Annotated in this window: 19 protein-coding genes; 3 read left to right on the forward strand and 16 right to left on the reverse strand. The window is 66.0% G+C overall.

The window, feature by feature from the left end; all coding sequences use genetic code 11:
• Nucleotides 1-19 precede the first annotated feature (19 nt).
• From ACQR10_RS30945 to ACQR10_RS30995, 11 genes are all read right to left on the reverse strand, one after another.
• Nucleotides 20-1,519 (reverse strand): amidase, encoded by a 1,500-nt coding sequence (locus ACQR10_RS30945; RefSeq protein ID WP_434912190.1) that lies wholly within the window; start codon nt 1,517-1,519, stop codon nt 20-22.
• 6 nt (nt 1,520-1,525) lie between these two features.
• Complete coding sequence (locus ACQR10_RS30950; protein WP_315804992.1) at nt 1,526-2,533, reverse strand: branched-chain amino acid ABC transporter permease; 1,008 nt, start codon at nt 2,531-2,533, stop codon at nt 1,526-1,528.
• Between the two features lie 4 nt (nt 2,534-2,537).
• Nucleotides 2,538-3,404, reverse strand: a complete 867-nt coding sequence (locus ACQR10_RS30955; protein ID WP_315804993.1) for a branched-chain amino acid ABC transporter permease — start codon at nt 3,402-3,404, stop codon at nt 2,538-2,540.
• Between the two features lie 10 nt (nt 3,405-3,414).
• Complete coding sequence (locus tag ACQR10_RS30960; RefSeq protein ID WP_434839051.1) at nt 3,415-4,113, reverse strand: ABC transporter ATP-binding protein; 699 nt, start codon at nt 4,111-4,113, stop codon at nt 3,415-3,417.
• Complete coding sequence (locus ACQR10_RS30965) at nt 4,100-4,822, reverse strand: ABC transporter ATP-binding protein (protein WP_434839050.1); 723 nt, start codon at nt 4,820-4,822, stop codon at nt 4,100-4,102. Before ACQR10_RS30965 ends, ACQR10_RS30960 begins: the two co-directional genes overlap by 14 nt.
• An 11-nt stretch (nt 4,823-4,833) precedes the next feature.
• Nucleotides 4,834-6,135, reverse strand: coding sequence for an ABC transporter substrate-binding protein (locus ACQR10_RS30970; RefSeq protein ID WP_316218600.1), 1,302 nt, complete (start codon nt 6,133-6,135; stop codon nt 4,834-4,836).
• A gap of 44 nt (nt 6,136-6,179) precedes the next feature.
• Nucleotides 6,180-7,226 carry a CobW family GTP-binding protein gene (locus ACQR10_RS30975; protein WP_434839049.1) on the reverse strand — a complete coding sequence of 349 codons (1,047 nt, stop codon included), beginning with the start codon at nt 7,224-7,226 and terminating at the stop codon, nt 6,180-6,182.
• Nucleotides 7,216-8,895: an amidohydrolase gene (locus ACQR10_RS30980; RefSeq protein ID WP_315804998.1), complete on the reverse strand. Its 1,680-nt coding sequence runs from the start codon at nt 8,893-8,895 to the stop codon at nt 7,216-7,218. Before ACQR10_RS30980 ends, ACQR10_RS30975 begins: the two co-directional genes overlap by 11 nt.
• A gap of 231 nt (nt 8,896-9,126) precedes the next feature.
• A complete protein-coding gene (locus ACQR10_RS30985) occupies nt 9,127-9,918 on the reverse strand; it encodes an SDR family oxidoreductase (protein ID WP_315804999.1) in 792 nt (263 codons plus the stop codon).
• Nucleotides 9,919-9,920: 2 nt separating this feature from the next.
• Nucleotides 9,921-11,300 (reverse strand): transaminase, encoded by a 1,380-nt coding sequence (locus ACQR10_RS30990; protein WP_316218597.1) that lies wholly within the window; start codon nt 11,298-11,300, stop codon nt 9,921-9,923.
• Nucleotides 11,297-12,781 (reverse strand): aldehyde dehydrogenase, encoded by a 1,485-nt coding sequence (locus ACQR10_RS30995; RefSeq protein ID WP_315805001.1) that lies wholly within the window; start codon nt 12,779-12,781, stop codon nt 11,297-11,299. The genes ACQR10_RS30990 and ACQR10_RS30995 overlap by 4 nt, the downstream gene beginning before the upstream one ends.
• 205 nt (nt 12,782-12,986) lie before the next feature.
• On the opposite strand from ACQR10_RS30995, the gene ACQR10_RS31000 reads away from it, so the two are divergent.
• The 3 genes from ACQR10_RS31000 to ACQR10_RS31010 are packed head-to-tail and all read left to right on the forward strand — an operon-like array spanning nt 12,987 to nt 16,282.
• On the forward strand, nt 12,987-14,252 hold the full coding sequence (locus ACQR10_RS31000; protein WP_434839048.1) for a Tm-1-like ATP-binding domain-containing protein: 1,266 nt from the start codon (nt 12,987-12,989) through the stop codon (nt 14,250-14,252).
• Nucleotides 14,249-14,914 (forward strand): HAD family hydrolase, encoded by a 666-nt coding sequence (locus ACQR10_RS31005; RefSeq protein WP_434839047.1) that lies wholly within the window; start codon nt 14,249-14,251, stop codon nt 14,912-14,914. The genes ACQR10_RS31000 and ACQR10_RS31005 overlap by 4 nt, the downstream gene beginning before the upstream one ends.
• A gap of 18 nt (nt 14,915-14,932) precedes the next feature.
• Complete coding sequence (locus tag ACQR10_RS31010; protein ID WP_316218594.1) at nt 14,933-16,282, forward strand: aspartate aminotransferase family protein; 1,350 nt, start codon at nt 14,933-14,935, stop codon at nt 16,280-16,282.
• A 17-nt stretch (nt 16,283-16,299) separates the two neighbouring features.
• Here the strand turns inward: ACQR10_RS31010 and ACQR10_RS31015 are convergent, their stop codons facing one another.
• The 5 genes from ACQR10_RS31015 to ACQR10_RS31035 all read right to left on the reverse strand — a co-directional run bounded on the left by ACQR10_RS31015 (nt 16,300) and on the right by ACQR10_RS31035 (nt 21,322).
• Nucleotides 16,300-16,962 (reverse strand): helix-turn-helix transcriptional regulator, encoded by a 663-nt coding sequence (locus ACQR10_RS31015; protein WP_316218621.1) that lies wholly within the window; start codon nt 16,960-16,962, stop codon nt 16,300-16,302.
• 475 nt (nt 16,963-17,437) lie between these two features.
• A complete protein-coding gene (locus ACQR10_RS31020) occupies nt 17,438-18,448 on the reverse strand; it encodes an ABC transporter ATP-binding protein (RefSeq protein WP_316218593.1) in 1,011 nt (336 codons plus the stop codon).
• Nucleotides 18,445-19,440 carry an ABC transporter ATP-binding protein gene (locus ACQR10_RS31025; RefSeq protein ID WP_316218592.1) on the reverse strand — a complete coding sequence of 332 codons (996 nt, stop codon included), beginning with the start codon at nt 19,438-19,440 and terminating at the stop codon, nt 18,445-18,447. Before ACQR10_RS31025 ends, ACQR10_RS31020 begins: the two co-directional genes overlap by 4 nt.
• The gene (locus ACQR10_RS31030) at nt 19,440-20,345 is read right to left on the reverse strand and encodes an ABC transporter permease (protein ID WP_316218590.1); all 906 of its coding nucleotides are present in this window, start codon (nt 20,343-20,345) and stop codon (nt 19,440-19,442) included. The genes ACQR10_RS31025 and ACQR10_RS31030 overlap by 1 nt, the downstream gene beginning before the upstream one ends.
• A complete protein-coding gene (locus ACQR10_RS31035; RefSeq protein WP_316182707.1) occupies nt 20,342-21,322 on the reverse strand; it encodes an ABC transporter permease in 981 nt (326 codons plus the stop codon). The genes ACQR10_RS31030 and ACQR10_RS31035 overlap by 4 nt, the downstream gene beginning before the upstream one ends.
• Nucleotides 21,323-21,325 lie beyond the last annotated feature (3 nt).

Here is a 21,325-nt window from a genome sequence, read left to right on the forward strand (position 1 = left end):
CAGATCCTTTGACAGCCAATCAGAGGCCGGGTGGCCGGGCGAAGCCGCCCAGGGCCTGCTCGACCAATTGGGCAAACTTCAGCGTGGTGCGATCGCCGAGATACGGTCCCACGACCTGCACCCCGGCGGGGACGCTGCCGACCTTGCGGCCGGTCGGAATGGCCGTGGCCGGCAGGTTGGCGACGGTGACCAATCCGGGCCAGGCCAGATTGTCCATGTACGGAATTGTGCCGCCATCCACGGCCAGGCGACGGGTGAATTGCGCGGCGAGATCGAGCCGCTCGACATCGTGCGGGAACGCCACCGTGGGCGTCACCGGACAGATCAGCACGTCGTAGTCGGCGAAGAAGCGACGCCAGGCGCGATAGAGCTGATGGCGCTGCTCCGCCGCGGCGAGATGCTGCGGCAAGGATTGGCTGACCGCGTCGGCGACGCGGCGCGCGTAGCTGCCCTGCTCCGCCTGCTCCCCCGCGGCGAGCAGCGCGTCGCGGGCGGGCGGCGGCAGCCCGGCCCCGATGATGCCGAACAAGGTCTGCAGGTAGAGTTGGTAGCTCGCAGCAGGATCGATCGGCGGACGCGCCTCCCTGTCGACCGTCACGCCGAGGCGAACGAGATCATCGACGAAGGCGTCGATCGCCGCCGCGTAGCCATTGTCGAGCGGATAGGACTTTGCATCGCTCCACACCGCCACGCGGAAGGCGCGGAGATCCTGATGCCGTGCGCGCGGCAGCCGCAGCTCGGCCCCTGCAGCCTCGATCTCGGACATGCCCTGGACGACGTCGAACAGCAGCTCGAGATCGAAGGCGCTGCGCGCCAAGGGACCGGCGACACCGAGCTCAGCCGGTGCGATATGGCCGGGCGGTGGCGGAATGTGGCCCTCGGTGCTGACGAGGCCGTAGCTCGGCTTGTGACCATAGACACCGCAGAAATGCGCGGGCACACGGATCGAGCCGCCGATATCGCTGCCGAGCTCCAGCGACGTCAGGCCGGCTGCGAGCGCTGCGGCCGAACCGCCGGAGGAGCCGCCGACGGTGCGCTCGCCGTCCCACGGATTGCGCGTCAGGCCGAACAGCGTGTTGCAGGACTGGTGGTCCGCCGCTCCCGCCGGCAGGTTGGTCTTGCCGAACATCACGGCGCCGGCGGCGCGGATCTTCGCCACGGCGACGGCGTCCGACGGCGGGCGATGGTCGCGCAAGTCTTCGAGCCCGCAGGTCGCGGCCATGCCCGACACGGCGAAGGAATCCTTGATCGTCATCGGCAGGCCATGCAGCGGCCCGGCCTGCTCGCCACGCGGCATTATCGCGTCGGCGGCGACGGCCTGACGGCGCGCGCCCTCCTCATCCAGCGCGACCACGGCGTTGCAGGATGGATTGACGCGCTTCACGCGATCGAGATGCAGGTCCAGCAATTCGCGCGCGCTGATGCGCCGCGAGGCGAGCAGCTTGCGCTGCTCCGTGGCGCTGAGAAAGCAGATCTCGTCGGGAGCCGTCGCGGTGGTCGGCATTCCGTTCACAGACATGGCGCATTATCCCATTTGTCCGGCCTTGTCGGCCAGCGGAGCAAGCGCGGGCGCGGCAGGGGCTGTCCGGCCGACGCCGAGAAAATTGAGCCCGAATCGATCGCGCAGCGGCGGCCACAGCCCGCGCGGCGACCACAACATGATGATCACGGCGACCGAACCCAGCGCGACGAGGTACCAGCCGGCGGATAGTCCGAGCTGGTCGGTGATCAGCTCGCGCAAGCCGAAGAAGATCACCGTGCCGATGATCGGCCCTTCCAGCGTGCCGATGCCGCCGATCATCACGACGAACATCATGTAGACCACCCAGTTCACGTCGAACGCCGCGGCGGGCGAGACATAGAGGTTGCCCAGGAAGGAGACCGCGCCGGCAAGCCCGCAGCCGGCGGCGGACAACACGAACACGATGAAGCGATTGCGCTGGACGTCGACGCCGACGCTCATTGCCGCCAGATCGTTGTCGCGCACGCTCATCAGGCCGAGTCCGAAGCCGGAGCGCATCAGAACAAACAGGCCGCCGATTGTCCCGAGCGCCAGCGTCCCGGCCATCCAGAACAGCGCCGGCTCGAACCAGTCGAGATCCATGAGCCGGCTCGATTTCAGCGGCAGGCCCGACGTCCCGCCAAGCCAGCCGGCCTTCATGACGAGGGCGGCAACAATCTCCGAGAACACCCACATCGCGATCGAGAAATACGCCTCGCGCAGCCGGAACAATGGCAGCGCGATGATCGCAGCGACGGTCGCGCAGGCCAGCGGCGCGACCGGCAGAACCCAGTAAGGCGACAGCTCGAACGTATCGGAGATCAGGAACAGACCGTAGGCGCCGATGCCGACGAACACCTGATGACCGAACGACACCAGCCCGGCATACCCGGCCAGCAGATTCCACATCTGCGCCATCGCCAGCACCAGCAGGCACTCGGTCGCAAACCGCAAGGTGCCCTCGCCGAGCAGCCATGGGCCGGCGACGAGCAGCGCCGCCGCGATGGTCGAGGAGATCACGATTGCTCTCATCGGATCACGCCCTGCTCGCGACCAGGCCGGCGGGCCGGATCAGCAGCATCACGAAGAACAACAGATGCGCATAGAGCAGGCCCGCATTCGCGTCCCATTTCAGGCCGGCGAGCTGCGCCATGCCGAGCACGATGCCGCCGAGCAGCGCGCCCCAGAACGAACCGATGCCGCCGAGCACCACGACCTCGAAGGCGATCAGCAGGCGTTCGACGCCGGAGAACGGGGTGAAGCTTGAGCGAACCGCCAGCAGCACGCCGCCGATGGCGCCGAGCGCCAGCGACAGGCCCATGACGTAGTTGTAGACCATGTCCGGCCTGACGCCGAACAGGCGGACGATGTCGCGCCGGTCCGCGGTGGCCCGCACGATGCGGCCGAACACCGTGCGCTTGAGCGCCCATTGCAGCAGCAGGAACAACAACACGGCCACGCCGAGCGTCAGCAACGGCATGACGCCGATGGTCAGCCCGAACAGACTGATGCTCGCGCGGGAGAGCTCGCCGAGCTGCAATCCCCTGACGTCGGCGCCGAAGATCTCGACCATCAGGTTGCGCAGCACGATCGAAACCCCGAAGGTCAGCAAGAGCGGCGCCAGCGGGTCCGGCGCGCGGGCCACCCGGTTCATGATAGCTGCCTGATAGAGATAGCCGACGCCGAACGCCGCGACCACAACCGGGATCAGCACGAACAGCGGATGCACCTGCGGAAACAGGCCGACGAGCATCACGGCGAGATAGGCCGCCAGCACCATGAACTCGCCATGGGCAATGTTGACCAGCCGCATCACGCCAAAAACGAGCGCAAGCCCGATGCCGAGCAGGCCGTATAGCCCGCCCAGCAGCGCCCCGTTCACCAGCGTCTCCAACCAGGCCATGTCCCCTCGCTTACATTCCGAAATAGGCTTGCGTCAGCTCGGCGAGACCGACCTCGCCTGCGCTCGCCGACAGCGACACGCGTCCCTTGAGCAGGCAGTAGATGCGGTCGCTCGCACTCGCGGCGCGCTTGACGTCCTGCTCGACGAGCACCAGCGCCGTCCCTTCGCTGCGAATGTCGGCGAACGCGCCGTAGATCTGCTCCACCATGACCGGCGCCAGGCCGAGAGAAATCTCGTCGCACAGCAGCAGGCGCGGATTGCACATCAGCGCGCGGCCGATCGCGACCATCTGCTGCTGCCCGCCGGAGAGCTGCTGCGGCATGTGGTTGCGCCGCTCCTGCAACGCCGGAAACAGGTCGTACACGCGCCGCAGGGTCCACGACCCCGGCCGCCTGCTCACCTGCCCCATCAGGAGGTTTTCCTCGATGGTCAGCGTATCGAACAGCATGCGCCCCTCGGGCACCATGCCGAGGCCGAGCCGCGCGATGCGCTCGGCCGGCATGTTCACGATGTCGCCGCCGGCGAACCGGACGCTGCCGCGCTTGCTGTCGATCAGTCCGACCAGCGCACGCAGAAAGGTGGTCTTGCCAGCGCCATTGGCGCCGACCAGCGCCACGGCTTCGCGCTCGGCGACCGTAAAGTCGAGACCAAACACCGCCTGCAGATCGGCGTGAAAGACGTCGAGGCCCGCCACCTCAAGCAATGTCATCGGCCGTGAGCCCCATGTAGATTTCCTTGACCGTCCGGCTCTCCATCACCTCCGCAGGCGGTCCATCCAGCACCTTGCGACCGAAATTCAGCACGAGGATGCGATCGGCGACGGCGCGCAGGGCGTGCGGAATGTGCTCGATCCAGATCATGGCGTGATCGGCCTTCACGCCCGCGATGATGTCGATCAGCCGCTCGACCTCCGGCTCGGTCAGTCCGGCAGCGATCTCGTCGAGCAGGATCAGGCGCGGCCTGGAGGCGAGCGCCTTGGCGAATTCGAGCCGCTTGCGGTCGATCAGCGGCAAGGCGCCGGCGACGCGATCCGCTTTGCCGGCGAGCGAGGTGCGGCCAAGCACCTCCATGGCCCAGTCGGTGGCCGCGGCGCCGTGCAGGCGGCCGCCATAGGTTGCGGCGACCAGCACGTTTTCATAGACGGACAGATGGGGGAATGGCTGCGGAATCTGGAAGGCGCGGCCGATGCCGAGCCGGGCCCGGCGATGCGGCGGCTCGGCGGTGATATCGCGGCCATCGAGCATGATCGTGCCGGCATCCGGCTTGATCAGTCCGACGATCAGGTTCAGAATCGAGCTCTTGCCGGCGCCGTTCGGACCGATCACGCCGAGGCACTCGCCGCGAGCGAGCTCGAAGTCGAGGTCATCCGCAACCCGGATGACCCCGAAATTCTTGCAGAGATTCTTTACGCGCAGCACGCGGCCATCCCTCAGGCGAGCTTCGACAGCAGTGCGAGATCGGCCTGCTTCGGGATGAACGGCGCGGTGCCATTGTGCACGATCAGGAGCTCGTAGGGCGACTTGCCGCTCTTGGTCTTGCGCCATTGCCCGCCCGACAGCGAGGTCACCGCGACGTTCTTAATCGGGCTACCCTTGAATTTGACCGGGCCGACGACGGTCTCGAGATCGAGCCCGGCGATGGCATCGCGCAGCGAAGTCTTGTCCTTGGGATCACTGTTGCGCAGCGCCGCGAAGCCGACCTCCCAGAGCGCGTGCGCATAGCCGATCGGCTGCGTCCATTGCTTGCCGGTCGTCTTCTCCCACTCGGCCGCAAGCTCGGCGGCACTCTGGCCGGTGAGCGAGGATCTGAACGGATAGGCTGGCGTCCACCACACCTCCGTCGACATGCCGTCGCCGCGGTCGCCGAGCGCATTGACCGCGCTTGGAAACAGGAAAGCCGCCGCGACGGTGCAGATCTGCGGTTTGAAGCCGGCCTGCGCGGCCTGGTTCCACAACGTGACCCAATGATTGCCGTAGGCAAAGCCCGAGACGATGTCCGCACCGGCATTCTTGAAGGTCGACACCTGATTGGAGAAGTCATCGGTTGCGATCTGGAAGCTGCCGGTCGAGACCTCCTGGAAGCCGGCCTGCCTGATGCCGGCCGGCAGGCCGAGCTTCTGATCGGAAAACGCCGTGCCTGCGGGATTGTCGATGTAGAGCGTCCCGACCTTCTTGTTGGTCTCGACCGACTGCCACATGCCGACGAAATTCTTCACGACGTCGTCGGCGCCCCAGAAGAAATGGAACGTGTAGGGGAAGCCTTTATCGGGCGTGGATTTGCGCGGAAACATCCAGCCTTGCCAGGGCAGCATGGTCGAAATCGTCGGCACGCCGCGCGCATCCGCCAGCTCGCCGATCGGGATCTCCGCATCGCCATCCTCGACCAGGATGAGATCGCATTTCTCTCGCAGTACGAGCTCGCTGGCCACCACCGACGCACGGTTGGGATCGGACTGATCGTCCTTGATCACGAACTCCACGGCGTAGTTCTTGCCGCCGATCTTCAGACCGTCCTTCACCAGACCCTTCATCCGCTCGTGGATCCAGGGATCCGGCTCGGCAAAGGGGGCGCGTACTCCCGAAAGGCAGCCGCACCAGCCGATCTTGATGGTACTCGACGCGGCTCCTGCAATATTCACCAGCGGCACATTGCTGGCCGCCGCCAATCCTGCCGTTCCGGCGGCCTTGAGCAGGCTGCGCCGACTGACCTTCCCGCTACCGATCTTCGTCACGACATGTCTCCTGCAAATCAAGCGTTAATGGAAAGCCGCCGGTCTCATGCAGCCGGCCGCGCAATGCTGTCGCGACTGATTTCGCCGAAACGCGCGAGCGTGTGCTCGATGGCGTGGGCGGCAATATCGCGGACGATGAACACGAGGCGGGAGCTGCAGTCGTCCGACGGCCATGACTCCAGCGCGATCGGCGGATGCAGCACATGCTGCACCGCGTGCACCACCAAGGGCCCTTGCGGCCGATCTTCGACGTTGACCAGCGCCTTGAACCGAAGCAGGTCGTCTCCCTTGAGCGCGACGACGTAGTCCAGCCAGCGCGAGAAGGCGGCCCAGCGGATCGGCTCGTTCACGACCAGACTGAAGGAAGAGATGCGCTTGCCGTACGCGTGATGATCAGGATGCGGCTGCGCGTGGGCCGCGGCGGCCGCTGCAAACCAGGCTTCGACCCGCTCCGATCGCACCTGCGGCGTGAACAGGCCGGCCTCGAATACGGCGTCCGGCGCGATCGCTCCGTGCGCCACGCGGATGACGGGGGCCGTCGGATTGATGGAGCGGATCGACTGCTCCACCGCAGCGAGGGTCCCAGCTTCGGCGAGATCGGATTTTGTCAACAAGATCCGGTCGGCCATCGCGATCTGCTTGACGGCTTCTTCGTGCCTCTCGAACGAGGAGATCGCGTTGACCGCGTCGACAGTCACCACGACACCATCGATCCGATAGCGCGCGACCACGCTCGGCGCCGTCATCAACGTGTGCAGCACCGGCACCGGATCGGCAAGACCGGTGGTTTCGACCAGGATGCGCCGGACCGGCGGTAGCGCACCTCTGGCTTGACGCGACGACAGGTCGTCGAGCAGCGCGACGAGATCCTCGCGGACCGAGCAGCAGACACATCCATTGTCGAGCAGTGCGAAGCGCTCCTCGCTCGTCTCGACCAGGAGATGATCGAGGCCGACCTCGCCGAACTCGTTGATGATCGCGACCACCCCGTCCATGCCGGGCTGACGCAACAGATGGTTCAGCACAGTGGTCTTGCCGCTACCGAGAAAGCCGGTCAGAACGGTGATTGGAATGAGCGAGTCACTGCTCATGGTTTCGCTCATAGACTTTGCGCCCCTCGAAGAAGGTCATCTGCACAATCGTTTCCGCGAGCTGATCAGCAGGGATCTCGAAGAGCGGCTGGTTCAGTACGATCAAATCGGCAGACTTGCCGACCTCGATCGATCCGGTGAAGCCGCCGAGGCCAGCGGCTCGCGCGGCATCGATGGTGTAGATCTCGATCACTGTTGCCAGGTCGAGCGCCTGCTCGGGCCAGAGCGCCAGGCCGGGAAAGTCGCCCGCTGGATTGCGTCGCGTCACCATGCCTTCGATGCCGTGCCAGGGATCCGGGTTCGGGATGACCGGCCAGTCCGAGCCGCCGGCCATCAACGCACCGGCCAGCTTCAGATCGCGATTGGGCCAGAACCGCTGTGCCCGCTCCGCGCCCATCGCTGCCTTGTGCGCCTCGAGGAAGACCGTCGGAAACCAGATGATCGGCGAGAGGTCGGCCGCGACACCGAGATCGGCGAAGCGCCGGATATCGTCGGGCGCAATGTAGCTCGCATGCGCGACGTGATGGATGAGTGCCGTCGGCCCGTTGAACGAGCGCACCACCTCGATTGCATCGAGCGCCTGCGTGACGGCGGCATCGCCGGCACAGTGGATCTTGGCCGCGAGGCCGAGCTTCTCGCATTTTCCGAGCCAGCGGATCAGCTCCGGCACGGTCAGCATGGTGGTGCCGCGAAAGCAGCAGCCGCGCACGGGATCGGCCACGTAGGGTTCGTGAAAAGCGGCCGTCTTGGCGCCGGGGACGCCATCGAGAAACATTTTGGCGTAGTCGGGCTTCACGTGGGCGGAGCGATACTGATCGCGCAACGCGAACAGTTCCTCGCCCGAGGTGCCGAACATGAAGCCGGGCTCCACGATGGGCATGGCGCAGACCGCCCACGCCGACAACTCGCCGCGGTCGTCAAGCCCCTTCAGCGCGGCCAGGATCGGCTGCATGCTCGCGGCGTCGACGAAGCCGGTAACGCCGAACGAGTTCAGCACGGCGATCGAACGGGCGACCGCAGCGCGGTCCATCTCCGCGGTGTAATGGCCGACCTTCGCGAGCGCGCGCTCGATGATGCCCGAGGCTGCTTCCACCATCAGCCCGGTCAGCCTGCCACTGTCGAGATCCCGGCCGATCTCGCCGTCGACGGGGTTCTCCGTCTCCTCGGTGACACCTGCGAGCCGTAACGCCTCGGCGCTCGCCCAGCGATTGTGATAGCTGTCGTCGCGCAGCAGCACGGGGTGGCCGAGGCTCGCAGCGTTGAGCTCCGCTGCCGCGGCATCGGTGTTGAGCCTTTGCAACAGGTCGTTGCCGAACTGTCCACCGACGATCCAGCTTCCGGGAGCCGCCTTCTCCGCCGCCCCCCTCACGGCACCCGCGATTTCGCTGATCGAATGGCTCGACGAAAAGCGCAGCTCGTAGAGATCGGCCTGACCACCCATCATGATGTGGTTGTGGATGTCGACGATGCCCGGCATGGCCATACGGCCCGCAAGATCCACCACCTCGGTGTCGCTGCCGACGAAGGGTTCGATGTCGGATTCCTCGCCGACGGCGACGAAGCGCCCTGCCTTCACCGCCGCGCAGCTTGCCCAGGGACGGCCGGGATCGACAGTGTAGATCCGCCCGTTTCGGAACAGCATGTCGGCGCTAGTCTTGATCTCGCTCATTCCCCGATCCCGATTGCGCCCTGAGCTTGTTCCGCGCGTCCGCCTGTCACAATCAGCCGTTTGGTTGATGACGCAGCGAGTCCCGTACCTGCCGGACGGACGGCCGCCCCGCACACGACCACGGGCCGCTCCCGGCGACCCGTTCGCGTCGATCGGTGTCACGACTGGCCTTCATTTGTTGATGAGTAATCGCCGCGGCGCGCGGCTACTGCGGCGCCAACGGCTCGCGCATCAGCCCCATTGTCGTTCGACTGCAAAGCCCGTCTCGGGAAGCGTCGCTCCCCCGTCGACCACAATGGTCTGCCCGGTGACGTAGCGGGCCTGCTCGGAGGCGAGATAAAGCATCGCGTAGGCAACGTCGTCGGCAGTCCCGATCCGTCCCATCGGAATATGGCGAGCGACCCGGGACAGATTTTCGGGAGTGCTAAAGGTCCCTCGCCCGGGCTTGGCGATGAACCCCGGCTCCACGGCGTTTGCCGTGATCCCGTCGCGCGCCAATTCGAAGGCCGTGCCTCGGATGAATGCGTTTATCGCTGCCTTTGCGGCCGAGTAGTGCGCGCCTCCCCCCATCGCCAGCCGGGCCGAAATCGACGAAGTCACCAAAATTCGCCCATATTGCTGCGTGCGCATGAACGGCACGGCCGCTTGGATGAGCCAGATGGCCGCGGTGAGGTTGATCGACATGGCCTGATCGAGCTTGTCTTCGTCGAGCTCCTCGATGCCGGCCCAGGGACAGCCGCCTGCGTTGTGCACCAGAATGTCGAGCCGGCCGAAACGGCCAGCCACGTCACTCACGAGCTCGTGCAGACCGCCACGATCGAGTTTATCGAACCCCGCGACGCTCGCCGCGAGATGCCGTCCGCCCAAATCGGCCGCGAGCGATTCGGCCACATTACGCGAGCGATTGGCGATCACGACGTGAGCTCCCGCCTCCGCCAGCCGCGTCACGATCGCAGCGCCGATACCCCGGCCGCCGCCGGTCACCAGAGCAACGCGCTCCGTCAGGTCGAACGGCGACGCCACGATCAGATCACTCCTGCATCTCGGACCAGCCCGACGAAGCGCTCGAAAATCTCGCCATGCGTGTCCACATCGGCGGACGATGTTGCAGGGCAGGTCAGCAGCATTCCGTGAAACGGCGTGATCAGGATGCCCTCGTTCATGTAGTAGGCGTGCATCAACGTCTCGAGATCCGGCTGTCGTGCCGCGATCACGTCGGCTCCATTGCGCGGCGCATCAGGCATGAACATGATCTCGATGCGGGCGCCGATCTGGGTCACGTGCCAGGGCAAAGCGTTGCGGGAGATCAAGTCTCCGACCCGCGCGGCGAGGCATTCGGCATGTCCAATCATGCGTGCATAGGCTGGGGCCGTCAGCACGTCCTCCAGGACGGCACGCATCGCGGCCACCGCCAACGCGCCGCCAGCCAGCGTGCCGCCGAACCCAAGGTGCGCCGATTGTCGCTGCCGCGGATTGACCTGTGGCACGATGTGCCACAGCTGCTCGGCAACGGCCTCATCGAGACCGAGAACACCGGCCGGAATGCCGCCGGCGATTGCCTTGCCGGCGACGAGGATGTCCGGCGCAAGCCCGTGAAGCGCGGTGTAGCCGCCCGGCCCGCACGACAACGTATGCGTCTCGTCGATGATCAACACGGTGCCGGCGCGCCGCGTCGCCTCGCGCAGGGCGCGGTGGAACCCGTCGGCGACCGGGATCATGCCGAAATTCGTCATCACGGGCTCGGTGAGCACGCAGGCGACATCGCCTTCCGCAAGCGCCATCTCCATCGCCGCAACGTCGTTGAATTCGACCACCTTCGCCACGGCGTCATAGGCGACTGCATTTGGGTGAATCATGTTGCGCAGCCCGACCCGCCCGTCGCGAAGTTCGACATGCGCCTCGTCGACCCCGCCATGATAGCAGCCGGAGAACACCAGGACCTTGGCACGACCGGTGATCATGCGTGCTATCCGAATGGCCGCGCGGTTGGCATCGGTTGCCGAGGTCGTCAGGGTCCAATAGCGGGGACCGAAGCGGCGCGACAGCTCGGCGCCGACCCAAAGACTGTCCTCGGTCGGCAGCATCATCGTGGCGCCGCGCGCGATCTGCCGCGTAACCGCTCGCGTCACGGCCTCGGGCGCGTGGCCACACATCGCGCCCGTATCGCCAAGGCAGAAGTCGACATAATCGCGACCGTCGATATCCCTGACATGGGCACCGGACGCCGCATCGACATAGACCGGAAAGCCGCCCGCCCAGCGACGCATCCAGTGCGACGGGCCGCCATACAGGAAGTGTCGCTGCCCCTCCCGCCACGCGGCCGCCGAGCGCGGATGTTCGCGCAGGAAGCGCGCCTGCTCCGCGTCGATCAGCCGGTCGAGCGCCGGATGTGCTGGCGGCGTCATAGCGCAATCCAGGCGGTTTTCCGATCGGTGTATTCGTCGAGCGCGTGCAGCGACTTGTCGCGGCCGAAGCCGGACTGCCTGAAACCTCCGAGCGGCACCGTCAGATCAGTGCCGCCATAGGTATTGACATGCACCACGCCGGCATTGATCGCGCGCACCATCCGATGCGCTGTCCGGAGCGATCCGGTCCAGACCGCGGCGGCCAGTCCGTAGACGCTCGCATTGGCGAGCCGCACCGCATCGTCCTCATCCTCGAACCGCGTCACCGCAAGCACAGGGCCGAACACCTCTTCGCGCCACAGCTGCATGCCGGGGCTCACACCGGCGAAGATTGTCGGAGCCATGTAGTAGCCGCCGCCGGTCTCATGCAGCCGCTCACCCCCACACAGCCGCTCTCCCCCCTCCTCCTCCGCCTGCCGTACGACGTCGAGATTCTTGCGCAATTGAGCATCGCTGTTGACGGCGCCGATATCGGAGCTGAGATCGAGGGGATCGCCGACCCTGAGCTTGGCTGTGACCGCGAGCAGCTCGCTCAAGAACCGGTCATAGATTCTGGACTGTACCAGCAGCCGCGAGCCGGCCACGCAAACCTGACCGGAGTTGCGGAAGACGCCGTTCGCCGACACCTTGGCGGCCTGCTTGATGTCCACGACATCGTTGAAGACCACGTTCGGCGACTTGCCGCCGAGCTCAAGATAGACTCGCTTCAGATTTGAGCGCGCCGAATACTCCAGCAGCCGTCGCCCGACTGCTCCCGACCCCGTGAACGCCAGAACGTCGACATCCATGTGCAGGGCCAGCGCCTCGCCGGCGGTGGCGCCGCGCCCGGTGACGACGTTCAGCACGCCTTCGGGCAAACCGGCTTCGCTCGCCAGCTCCGCCAGGCGCAGCAGCGTCAGCGACGCGGTCTCTGGCGGCTTCACCACCACGGAGTTTCCGGCGGCAAGCGCGGGCGCGATTTTCCAGGCGCCGATCATCAACGGAAAGTTCCATGGAACGATCACGCCGATCACGCCGAGCGGCTCGCGATGGATCAAGCCGAGCACATCGCGGCTGGTGGGCGCGATCTCGCCATAGACTTTGTCCATGGCCTCCGCGTAGTAGCGGATGGAGCCTGCTGCCGACAGCGGCTCCGCCTTGTAGGCCATGCCGATCTCGGTGCCGTTGTCGCGCACGCCGAGCACCGCGAGCTCGAGCGCATGGCGCTCGACGAGATCGGCGAATCGCAGCAGCACCGTCTTGCGCTCCGCGGGCGCCGCGCGCGACCATGCTCCGCTGTCATAGACTCGTCGCGCGGCCAGCACCGCGCGATCGATATCTTCGGCGCTGCCGTCAGCAATCGTCGTCAGCCGCCTGCCATCGATCGGGGAGATCACGTCCAAACGACTGCCGGCCGAACTCTCGGCAACGGCACCGGCGATGAAGAGCCGTTGCGCAGAGACAGCCGCTCCACGCAACGCGTCGATTTCGGATTGTAACATGAAGGAGCCCTGTAAAGAACCGGCTGATCGATCGCCACGCTGCCGAGTCCGATCGTACCTCATTCAGCCGGATGAGCCTTTTCTCGCAATCCACCGATAGGTGGATGTCATGCATTGCAACAACTTCATAGGTTGCGGGCACCACTCGGCTGCTCACGACGACAGATTGCCGCCCTCCTCGCATTCGAGACGACATTCCAAGACCATGACCAACAGATCACCTCCGCGCATCCTGCTGATCGGCACCGGCGATACCAAGGCCGACGAGCTCCTGTTCATGCAGCGCTGCATCGGCGGCGCCGGCGGCGAGGCCGTCATGATGGACATCAGCGTGCTCGGCGATCCTCCCTACGCGGCAGCGCACGACAAGCATGCCGTGGCTGCCGCTGCCGACACGACGATCGAAGCGGTGATCGCCAGCGGCGACGAGAACTCGTCGATGACCCTGATGGCACGCGGCGCGGCGCGCCTGACACGACGGTTATGCGACCAAGGTGAGATCGACGCCATGATCGCGATCGGCGGCACCATGGGCACCGACCTGGCGCTCGACGTCGCACTTGCGCTGCCGCTCGGCTTTCCCAAGCTGATCGTCTCGACGATCGCGTTCTCGCATCTGATCCCGCCGGAACGCATCGCGGCCGATCTGATGATGATCCTGTGGGCGGGCGGGCTCTATGGCCTCAACGGCACCTGCACCGCGGTGCTGTCGCAAGGCTGCGGTGCGATCGTCGGCGCAGCCCGCAGCGCGATCAGGCCGCGGCCCGACCGGCCGATCGTGGCGCTGACGTCGCTCGGCAAGAGCTGCCTGAGCTACATGGTCGATCTGAAGCCTCAGCTCGAGGCGCGCGGCTACGAGGTCGTGGTTTTTCATACCACCGGCATGGGTGGCCGCGCGATGGAGTCGATCGCTGCGCATCGCGGATTTGCCGCGGTGCTCGATCTCAGCCTGCAGGAGGTCGCCAATCAGCTGATGGGCTCGGTGGTGAATTCCGGCTCCGATCGGCTGACGAATGCGGGCCGCAACGGCATTCCGCAGATCGTGGCGCCCGGCGCCATCGACATGGTGGACTTCCCCGCCTGGCTGCCGGTGCCGACCGAGCTCGCCGACCGCCCGTTCCACGCGCATAATCGTCTGCTCGCTTCCGCGACGTCGCGTCCCGCCGACCGGCGCCGGATCGCGCGCGCGATCGCGGCCAAGCTCTCTGCGATGAATGCGCCAGTTGCGTTTGTGCTCCCGGCCGGCGGGATCCAGCAATGGGATCAGGACGGCGAGCCGCTGCATGATCCGGAGGGCCTCGACGCCTTCGTCACGGAAATGCGCGGCGCCCTGCATCCGCCGGTCGAGCTGCATGAGATCGAGGACCACATCAACGACAAGGGCTTCGCTGCAAAGGTGCTCGCGATCTTCGATCGCTGGGTTGCCGGCGGCATCATCCCGGCCGGCGTGCCCCACGCGGAGCAGCGATGACCGCCGCCTCGTCACGTGCATTGGTTCTGGATTTCGGCGGGGTGATCTCAAAGACCCTGTTCGAAACCCACGACGCAACGGAGGCCGTGCTCGGCCTTGCCGCGGGCACGCTGACTTGGCGCGGCCCGTTTGCTGAGGACAGCGATCCGCTCTGGTCGGCCATGCAACGTGGCGAGTTGTCCGAGCGCGACTATTGGGCGGCCCGAAGCCGCGAGGTCGGCAGGCTCGTCGGCGAGGACTGGCGCGACATGCAGACCTTCGTGCGCCGCGCGCGCGGCGCCGATCCGGCGCTGGTCATCCGTCCCGAAGCCGAGCGCGCCATTCGCATTGCGAGCCGCGCCGGCTGCAAGCTTGCCATTCTCTCCAACGAGCTCGACCTCTTCTATGGTGAGGACTTTCGGCACCGGCTGCCGCTGCTCGCGCATTTCGACGTCATCATCGATGCCACGCACACGGGGATCCTGAAGCCTGATCGCCGCGCCTACCTGGCGACGTGCGACGCTCTGCGGCTCGCGCCGCAAGCCTGCGTCTTCGTCGACGACCAGCAGCGCAACATCGACGGCGCGGTCGCCTGCGGCTTGTCGACCGTCTGGTTCGATGTCCGGCACCCCGAAAAATCGTATAGTCAGGCCTTGCAGATGCTTGGCCTCGTTTTCGACTGACCACCATCGGAGCACTCCATGCGCGACATCAACTTTCTCATCGAGAACAACGCCCGGCGCATCTGGCACCCGATGGCGCATCCGAAGGAGATGCGGGACCATCCGCCGCGCATCATCGCCAAGGGCGAGGGCGTCCACGTCACCGATATCCATGGCAAGTCGGTGCTCGACGCGGTCGGCGGCCTCTGGAACGTGACGCTGGGCTATAGCTGCGACCCGATCAAGCAGGCGATTGCCGATCAGCTCAGCGAGCTGCCGTATTATTCCGGCTTCCGCGGCGTGTCGACAGGCCCGGCGATCGAGCTTGCCTACGAGCTGACCGAATGGTTCAAGCCCGAAGGCATGACCCGGGCGTTCTTCACCTCGGGCGGCTCCGACTCCGTCGAGACGGCGCTGCGGCTTGCGCGGCAGTACTGGAAGATCAAGGGTCAGCGCGACCGCACCAAGTTCCTGTCGCTCAAAAAGGGCTACCATGGCACGCATTTCGGCGGCGCGTCGGTCAACGGCAACGCCAATTTCCGCCGCAACTACGAGCCGCTGCTGCCGGGCGCCCACCACATCCCCTCGCCCTGGACCTATCGCAATCCGTTCAACGAGACCGATGCGGCCAAGCTCGCGCAGCTCTGTGCCAATGCGCTGGTCGATGAGATCGAATTCCAGGGCGCGGATACCATCGCCGCCTTCATCATGGAGCCCGTGCTGGGCGCCGGCGGCGTGATCGTGCCGCATGACAGCTTCATGGGACTCGTGCGCGAGATCTGCGACCGCACCGGCATCCTGCTGATCTCGGACGAGGTCGTCACCGGATTCGGCCGCACCGGCGCCTGGTCCGGCGCACGGCTCTGGAACGTCAAGCCGGACATGATGACGATCGCGAAGGCGGTCACGTCAGGCTATTTCCCGCTGGGGGCAACCATGATCGGCGACAAGATGGCAGAGGCGTTCGAGAGCGACGAGACCAGCTTCGGCTCGATCGGCCACGGCTACACCTATTCGGGTCACCCGGTGGGTTGCGCCGCCGGCATTGCCGCGCTGGCTGAAACCAAGCGGCTGCAACTCGATGCAAAGGCCGCAGCCTCGGGCATCGTCCTCAACGACGCGCTCGCCGCGCTGAAGCAGAAGCATGACATCGTGGGAGATGTCCGCGGCAAGGGATTGATGGCCGCGCTGGAGCTGGTGGCGGATCGCGCCACGAAGAAGGCGCTCGACAAGAAGACTGTCGGCAGGATCGCCGATGCGATCTACGAGGCCGGCGTGATGGTGCGCGTCTCCGGCAGCAACATCATCCTGTCGCCGCCTCTGATCATCACCGCCGACGATGCGAGAACAATCGCCGCCGCCATCGACCACGGCCTCGCAAGCACCTGAGCGAGAGCGGCCGCGCGCTAGTTCGGCCGCGCCATCAGCGCCACGACGGCGGATCGCGTTTCCGCGCCGAGCTTCTCGAAGATGTGGATCAGGTGCGTCTTCACCGTCGCCTGGCCGATCTTCAGACATTCGCCGATCTCGCGATTGGTGCGGCCGCAGCACAGGAGCCGCACCACATCCATCTCGCGGCTGGTCAGACCGTAGCGTTGCCCGTCCTCGGACCCGGCTGGCCGGCCGACAAGGTTGAATTGAAGATACTGATGAATCTTCTGGGCGATGGCCTCAGCCCCCTCAGGAATCCGTGCATCCTTGTTCCAGGCGACACTCATGCCGGCGACGATCTGGTCATCACGCCGGAAGAAGAAGTCGACCATATCGACGATCCCGCACTGATCGACGAAGGCGCGGTAGGGCGCCATCTCGTCGGGCTGTTTGCCAGACATCGTCCTGCTCAGCCGCGCGACCGCAAGAGCTCCCGCGTGACGCGGATGCTGCGGATCGAACTCGCTCATGCCCTCGACATACTGCCGGTGAAACGGCTCCGGAATGCCCGACAACAGGAAGCGCTGGAGATTGTACCCTCCGTCGATCTCATAAAATGCTGTCGCCGATCCGTCCAATATGGACTGGGCGAAGTGCACGGCTTCGCTGGTTGCCGCGTCCGAGCGGCCCAAAAGCATCAGCATGGCCTCCCCTCCTCGATTTCACTCCATTCGGGACATCTGCCGTGTCCTCGCGCTGATGACGCTGAGACAGGCACCACACTTAGTCAAGCAATTTCCGGACCACGCCGATCACTTCGCGCCGGCCCCCTGAGCCGACGAATCCGGGTCTCAACCAATCGGTTGATTGACTGGCCAACATCCATGTCTTTCCAGCGGGTGCATAGTCCGGTTCGTGTTGCACGACGGCGCGGACGTCCGATGCATGTCCACGAACGGGCTTTCGTCGAAGGGCTCCTGGAAAAGGACACATGGCAACGCCAGCGCGGAATAGTCTGGGCCCTTCTCCACGTTTCAAACAGCAGGCATGACTGGGCTGTCTCGCGGCGACCTGGGCCCGAGCTCTGCGATCAGTCGACCTCATACTCCAGCTGGAGCCGAGCAGGCTCGCGTGCGCCGAGCTGATATCGCGCGATTGCACGGCCCGCTTGTCTCAGGGCAGCTCGGCAGCACGGTGGCACGCAACGTAATGATGTGATCCGATCGCATCCAGAACGGGGAGACGCTGCGAGCATTCGTCGATCGCCATCGGGCAGCGCTGCGCGAAACGGCAGCCGGGCGGCGGATCGACCGGGCTCGGCGGATCGCCCTTGACGAGATAGCGGCGCTTCAGGTCCTCACGCATCGGGCCGGGCGGCGCGGCGGCCGCAATCAGCGACCACGTATAGGGATGACGGGGCGCGGCGAAGATGTCGGCCGCCGGCGCCTGCTCGACGATCTTGCCGAGATACATCACCGCGACCTCATCGCAGAATTTCTGGATCACGCCGAGATCGTGCGAGATGAAGATGTAAGTGAGATCACGCTCGCGCTGCAGCCGCTTCAACAGATTGAGGATCTGCGCCTGGATCGCCACGTCGAGCGCGGACACCGCCTCGTCGCAGACGATCAGGTCGGGCTCTGGCGCCATCGCCCGAGCGATGCACAAACGCTGGCGCTGGCCGCCGGAAAACTGATGCGGAAACAGGTCGGCGGCTTGCGGCGGCAATCCAACCTCGGCCAGCAGCCTGCGCACCCGCTCGTCGCGCTTGCTGCGCGTCCCGATTCCGAGCAGGTCGAGGGGCTCGCGGATCTGATCGCCCGCGCGGCGGCGCGGATTGAGCGCCGAGAACGGGTCCTGGAACACGATCTGCAGATGCCGCCGCACCTCGCGCAGCGGCTGGCCGGTGAGGCCCGCAATGTCGCGGTTGCCGAACACGATCTGGCCGGATGTCGCCGGCACCAGCCGCATCACGGCCTGCGCGATGGTCGACTTGCCCGAGCCGCTCTCGCCGACGATGCCGAAGGTGGTGCCGCGGCGAACGCGAAAGCTGACGCCGTCGACCGCGTGCACGAAGGACGGCTTGCCATGGCGGCGGCCGGCCGGAAAATGCACGACGAGGTCGTTGACGTCGAGCAGCACCTCTTGGGCGCCTGTCCCGCGGATGGCTTCCGCCATGCTCATGCCGCGATCTCCGTCCTGCGCCAACACGACACGGCGTGCCCCGGGGCAATCGGCTCGAGCGCAGGCTGCAGCTTCGCACGGCAGATGTCGCGGGCCTGCGCGCATCTTGCGAGAAAGGCGCAATCGGCACCGCGCGCGCCGAGTGGCGGCACCATGCCGGGGATCTCGCCGAGATCGACCCAGGGCCGCGGCGGCTCGCCAAGGGCGAGGTGCGGAACACAGTTCAGCAGACCCCGCGTATAGGGATGACGCGGCGTTGTCGCGATCGCGTCCGCGGCCCCCGCCTCGATGCAGCGTCCGGCATAGAGCACCAGCATCTCGTCCGCGAGCTCTGCGACCGCGCCGAGATCGTGGGTGATCAGCAGGATCGCCGTGCCGGTGCTGCGTTGCAGCTCGGCCAGCAGGTCGAAGATCTGCGCCTGCACGGTGACGTCGAGCGCGGTGGTCGGCTCATCGGCGATCAAGAGCTTCGGCCGCCCGGCCAGCGCCATTGCGATCATCACGCGCTGGCGCATGCCTCCCGAGAGCTGGTGAGGATAGGCATCGATCCGCTGCCCGGCCGCCGGAATCTGCACGGCGCGGAGCAGCTCGATGGCGCGCGAGCGCGCCGCCGCGCGATCGAGCCCCTGGTGCCAGCGCAGCACCTCTCCGATCTGATCACCCACGGTGAACAGCGGATTGAGCGCCGTCATCGGCTCCTGGAAGATCATCGACATGGCGCTGCCGCGCAAGCCCCGCATCTCCTTCGGCGGCAAGGCCAGCACGTCCCTGCCCTCCAGCACGATGCGGCCCGAGGTAACGACGAAATCCTCCGGCAGCAGCCGCATCAGGGCCAGCGCCGTCATGCTCTTGCCGCAGCCGGATTCACCGACCAGCGCCAGGGTCCGCCCCGGTGCGATCGTGAACGACAGGTTCTCGATCACCGGGACGAGGCGGCCGGCCCCGTTGCGCATGCTGACGTTGAGATCATCCACTTCGAGCAGCGCACTCATCACGACCTCCGCCGCAGACGCGGATTGATCGCGTCGTTGAGACCGTCGCCGACCAGGCTGATCGCGAGCACCGCAAGGAAGATCGCCGCTCCCGGGAACATCACCGCCCACCAGGCATCGAGAATGTAGTTGCGGTTCTGGCCCAGCATCAGTCCCCAGCTCATGACGTTCGGGTCGCCCAGACCCAGGAAGCTCAGCCCGCCCTCGAACAGGATCGCGACACCGATCGCCAGCGTCGCCGACACGATCACCGCGGGCAGCGCATTGGGCAGCAGCACGCGCAGGATCAAGTTCGCGTTGGAGGCGCCCGCCGCGCGCGACGCCTTGACAAAATCGAGATCGCGCAGCCGCATGAATTCCGCCCGCGTCAGCCGCGCCACAGAGGTCCAGCTCACGCCGCCGATCGCAAGCGTGATCGTGGTCAGCTTCGGCCCGAACAGTGTTACCAGCACCATCGCGAACAGCAATGGCGGCAGGATCTGGAAGAACTCGGTGATCTTGACCATGGTGGCATCGATGGCGCCGCCGAAAAAGCCGCCGACCGCGCCGATCACGAGTCCGATTGCGATCGTGATGAGCGCCGCGACGGCGCCGACGGCGAGCGTCGCGCGCCCACCATGGATGAGGCCGGCCAGGACGTCGCGTCCGAGATAGTCGGTGCCAAACCAGGCATCAGCATCCGGCGGCATGAACGGGGCGCCGACGAGATCGAGCGGATCGACCGGATACAGCGATGGCCCGACCACGGCCACCAGAATGATCAGGATCAGCATGCAGGCGCCGGCGACGCCCGACGGGCTCTTCATGAACTGCCGCAGCGCCAGGCGGCCCGGCGACGCGGCGGTTCGCGCGGGCAGATCGGCCGGCGACGTCGACACCTGCGAGGTGCTCTCGATCACCGTCATCGCCGTCCTGTCCGAATTCGCGGGTCAACGAGGCGGTAGACCACGTCAGTCAGAATGTTGGCGGTCATCACCATCAGCGCAGAGAAGAACAGCACCGCCATCAGGGTCGGATAGTCGCGACGCAGGATGGAATCGAACACCAGCCGGCCCATGCCGGGCCAGCTGAACACGGTCTCGACCAGCACGGCGCCGGCGAACAGATTGCCGAACTGATGGCCGGCGACGGTGACAATCGGGATCAGCGTATTGCGCAACGCGTGTTTGCCGACGACCAGCCATTCCGGGAGCCCCTTGGCACGGGCGGTTCTGACATAGTCGGCCGACAGCGCCTCGATCATGTTCACCCGCGCCAGCCGGCTGTATTGCGCGATGAACACGAGCGCGAGCGTCAGCGAAGGCAACACCAGATGGCGGCCGACATCGAGCGCGTAGGCGAAGCCCTGCTTGGGATTCACCACGTCGGTCATTCCGACCACGGGGAGGATCGGCCATACCGAGCCGAACAGCAGCAGCAACATCAGCCCGGTCCAGAAGATCGGCGCGGCATAGCCCGCCAGCGAGACCACGGTGACGGCGTGGCTGAAGGGGCCGTTCGGCCGCCGCGCGCTGACCACCCCGAGCAATGTGCCGATCGCGAGCGCACCGGAAAGGGCGCACAGGGTCAGATAGAGCGTCGCCGGCAGCCGCTGCAGGATCAGGCCGAGCACGGGCTGGTTGAAGTAGTAGGAGTAGCCGAAATCGCCGACGGCGACGTTCGCGAGATAGATGGACAGCTGCTGCAACAGGCTCTGGTCGAGGCCGTATTTGGCCCGCAGTGCCGCGACGACCTCCGCCGATGCGCCGCCCATCTCGCCGGCGATCACCTGGACGGGATCGCCGGGAGCAAGATGGATCAGGCAGAAGTTGAGCACCAGCACGGCGATCAGCAGCGCGACAGCATTGATGATCTGCCGGGCCAGATGGGTGGCGAATGCCATGGT

Source organism: Bradyrhizobium sp. HKCCYLRH2060 (genome assembly GCF_051168135.1).
In the GTDB taxonomy this organism is placed as follows: Bacteria; Pseudomonadota; Alphaproteobacteria; order Rhizobiales; family Xanthobacteraceae; genus Bradyrhizobium.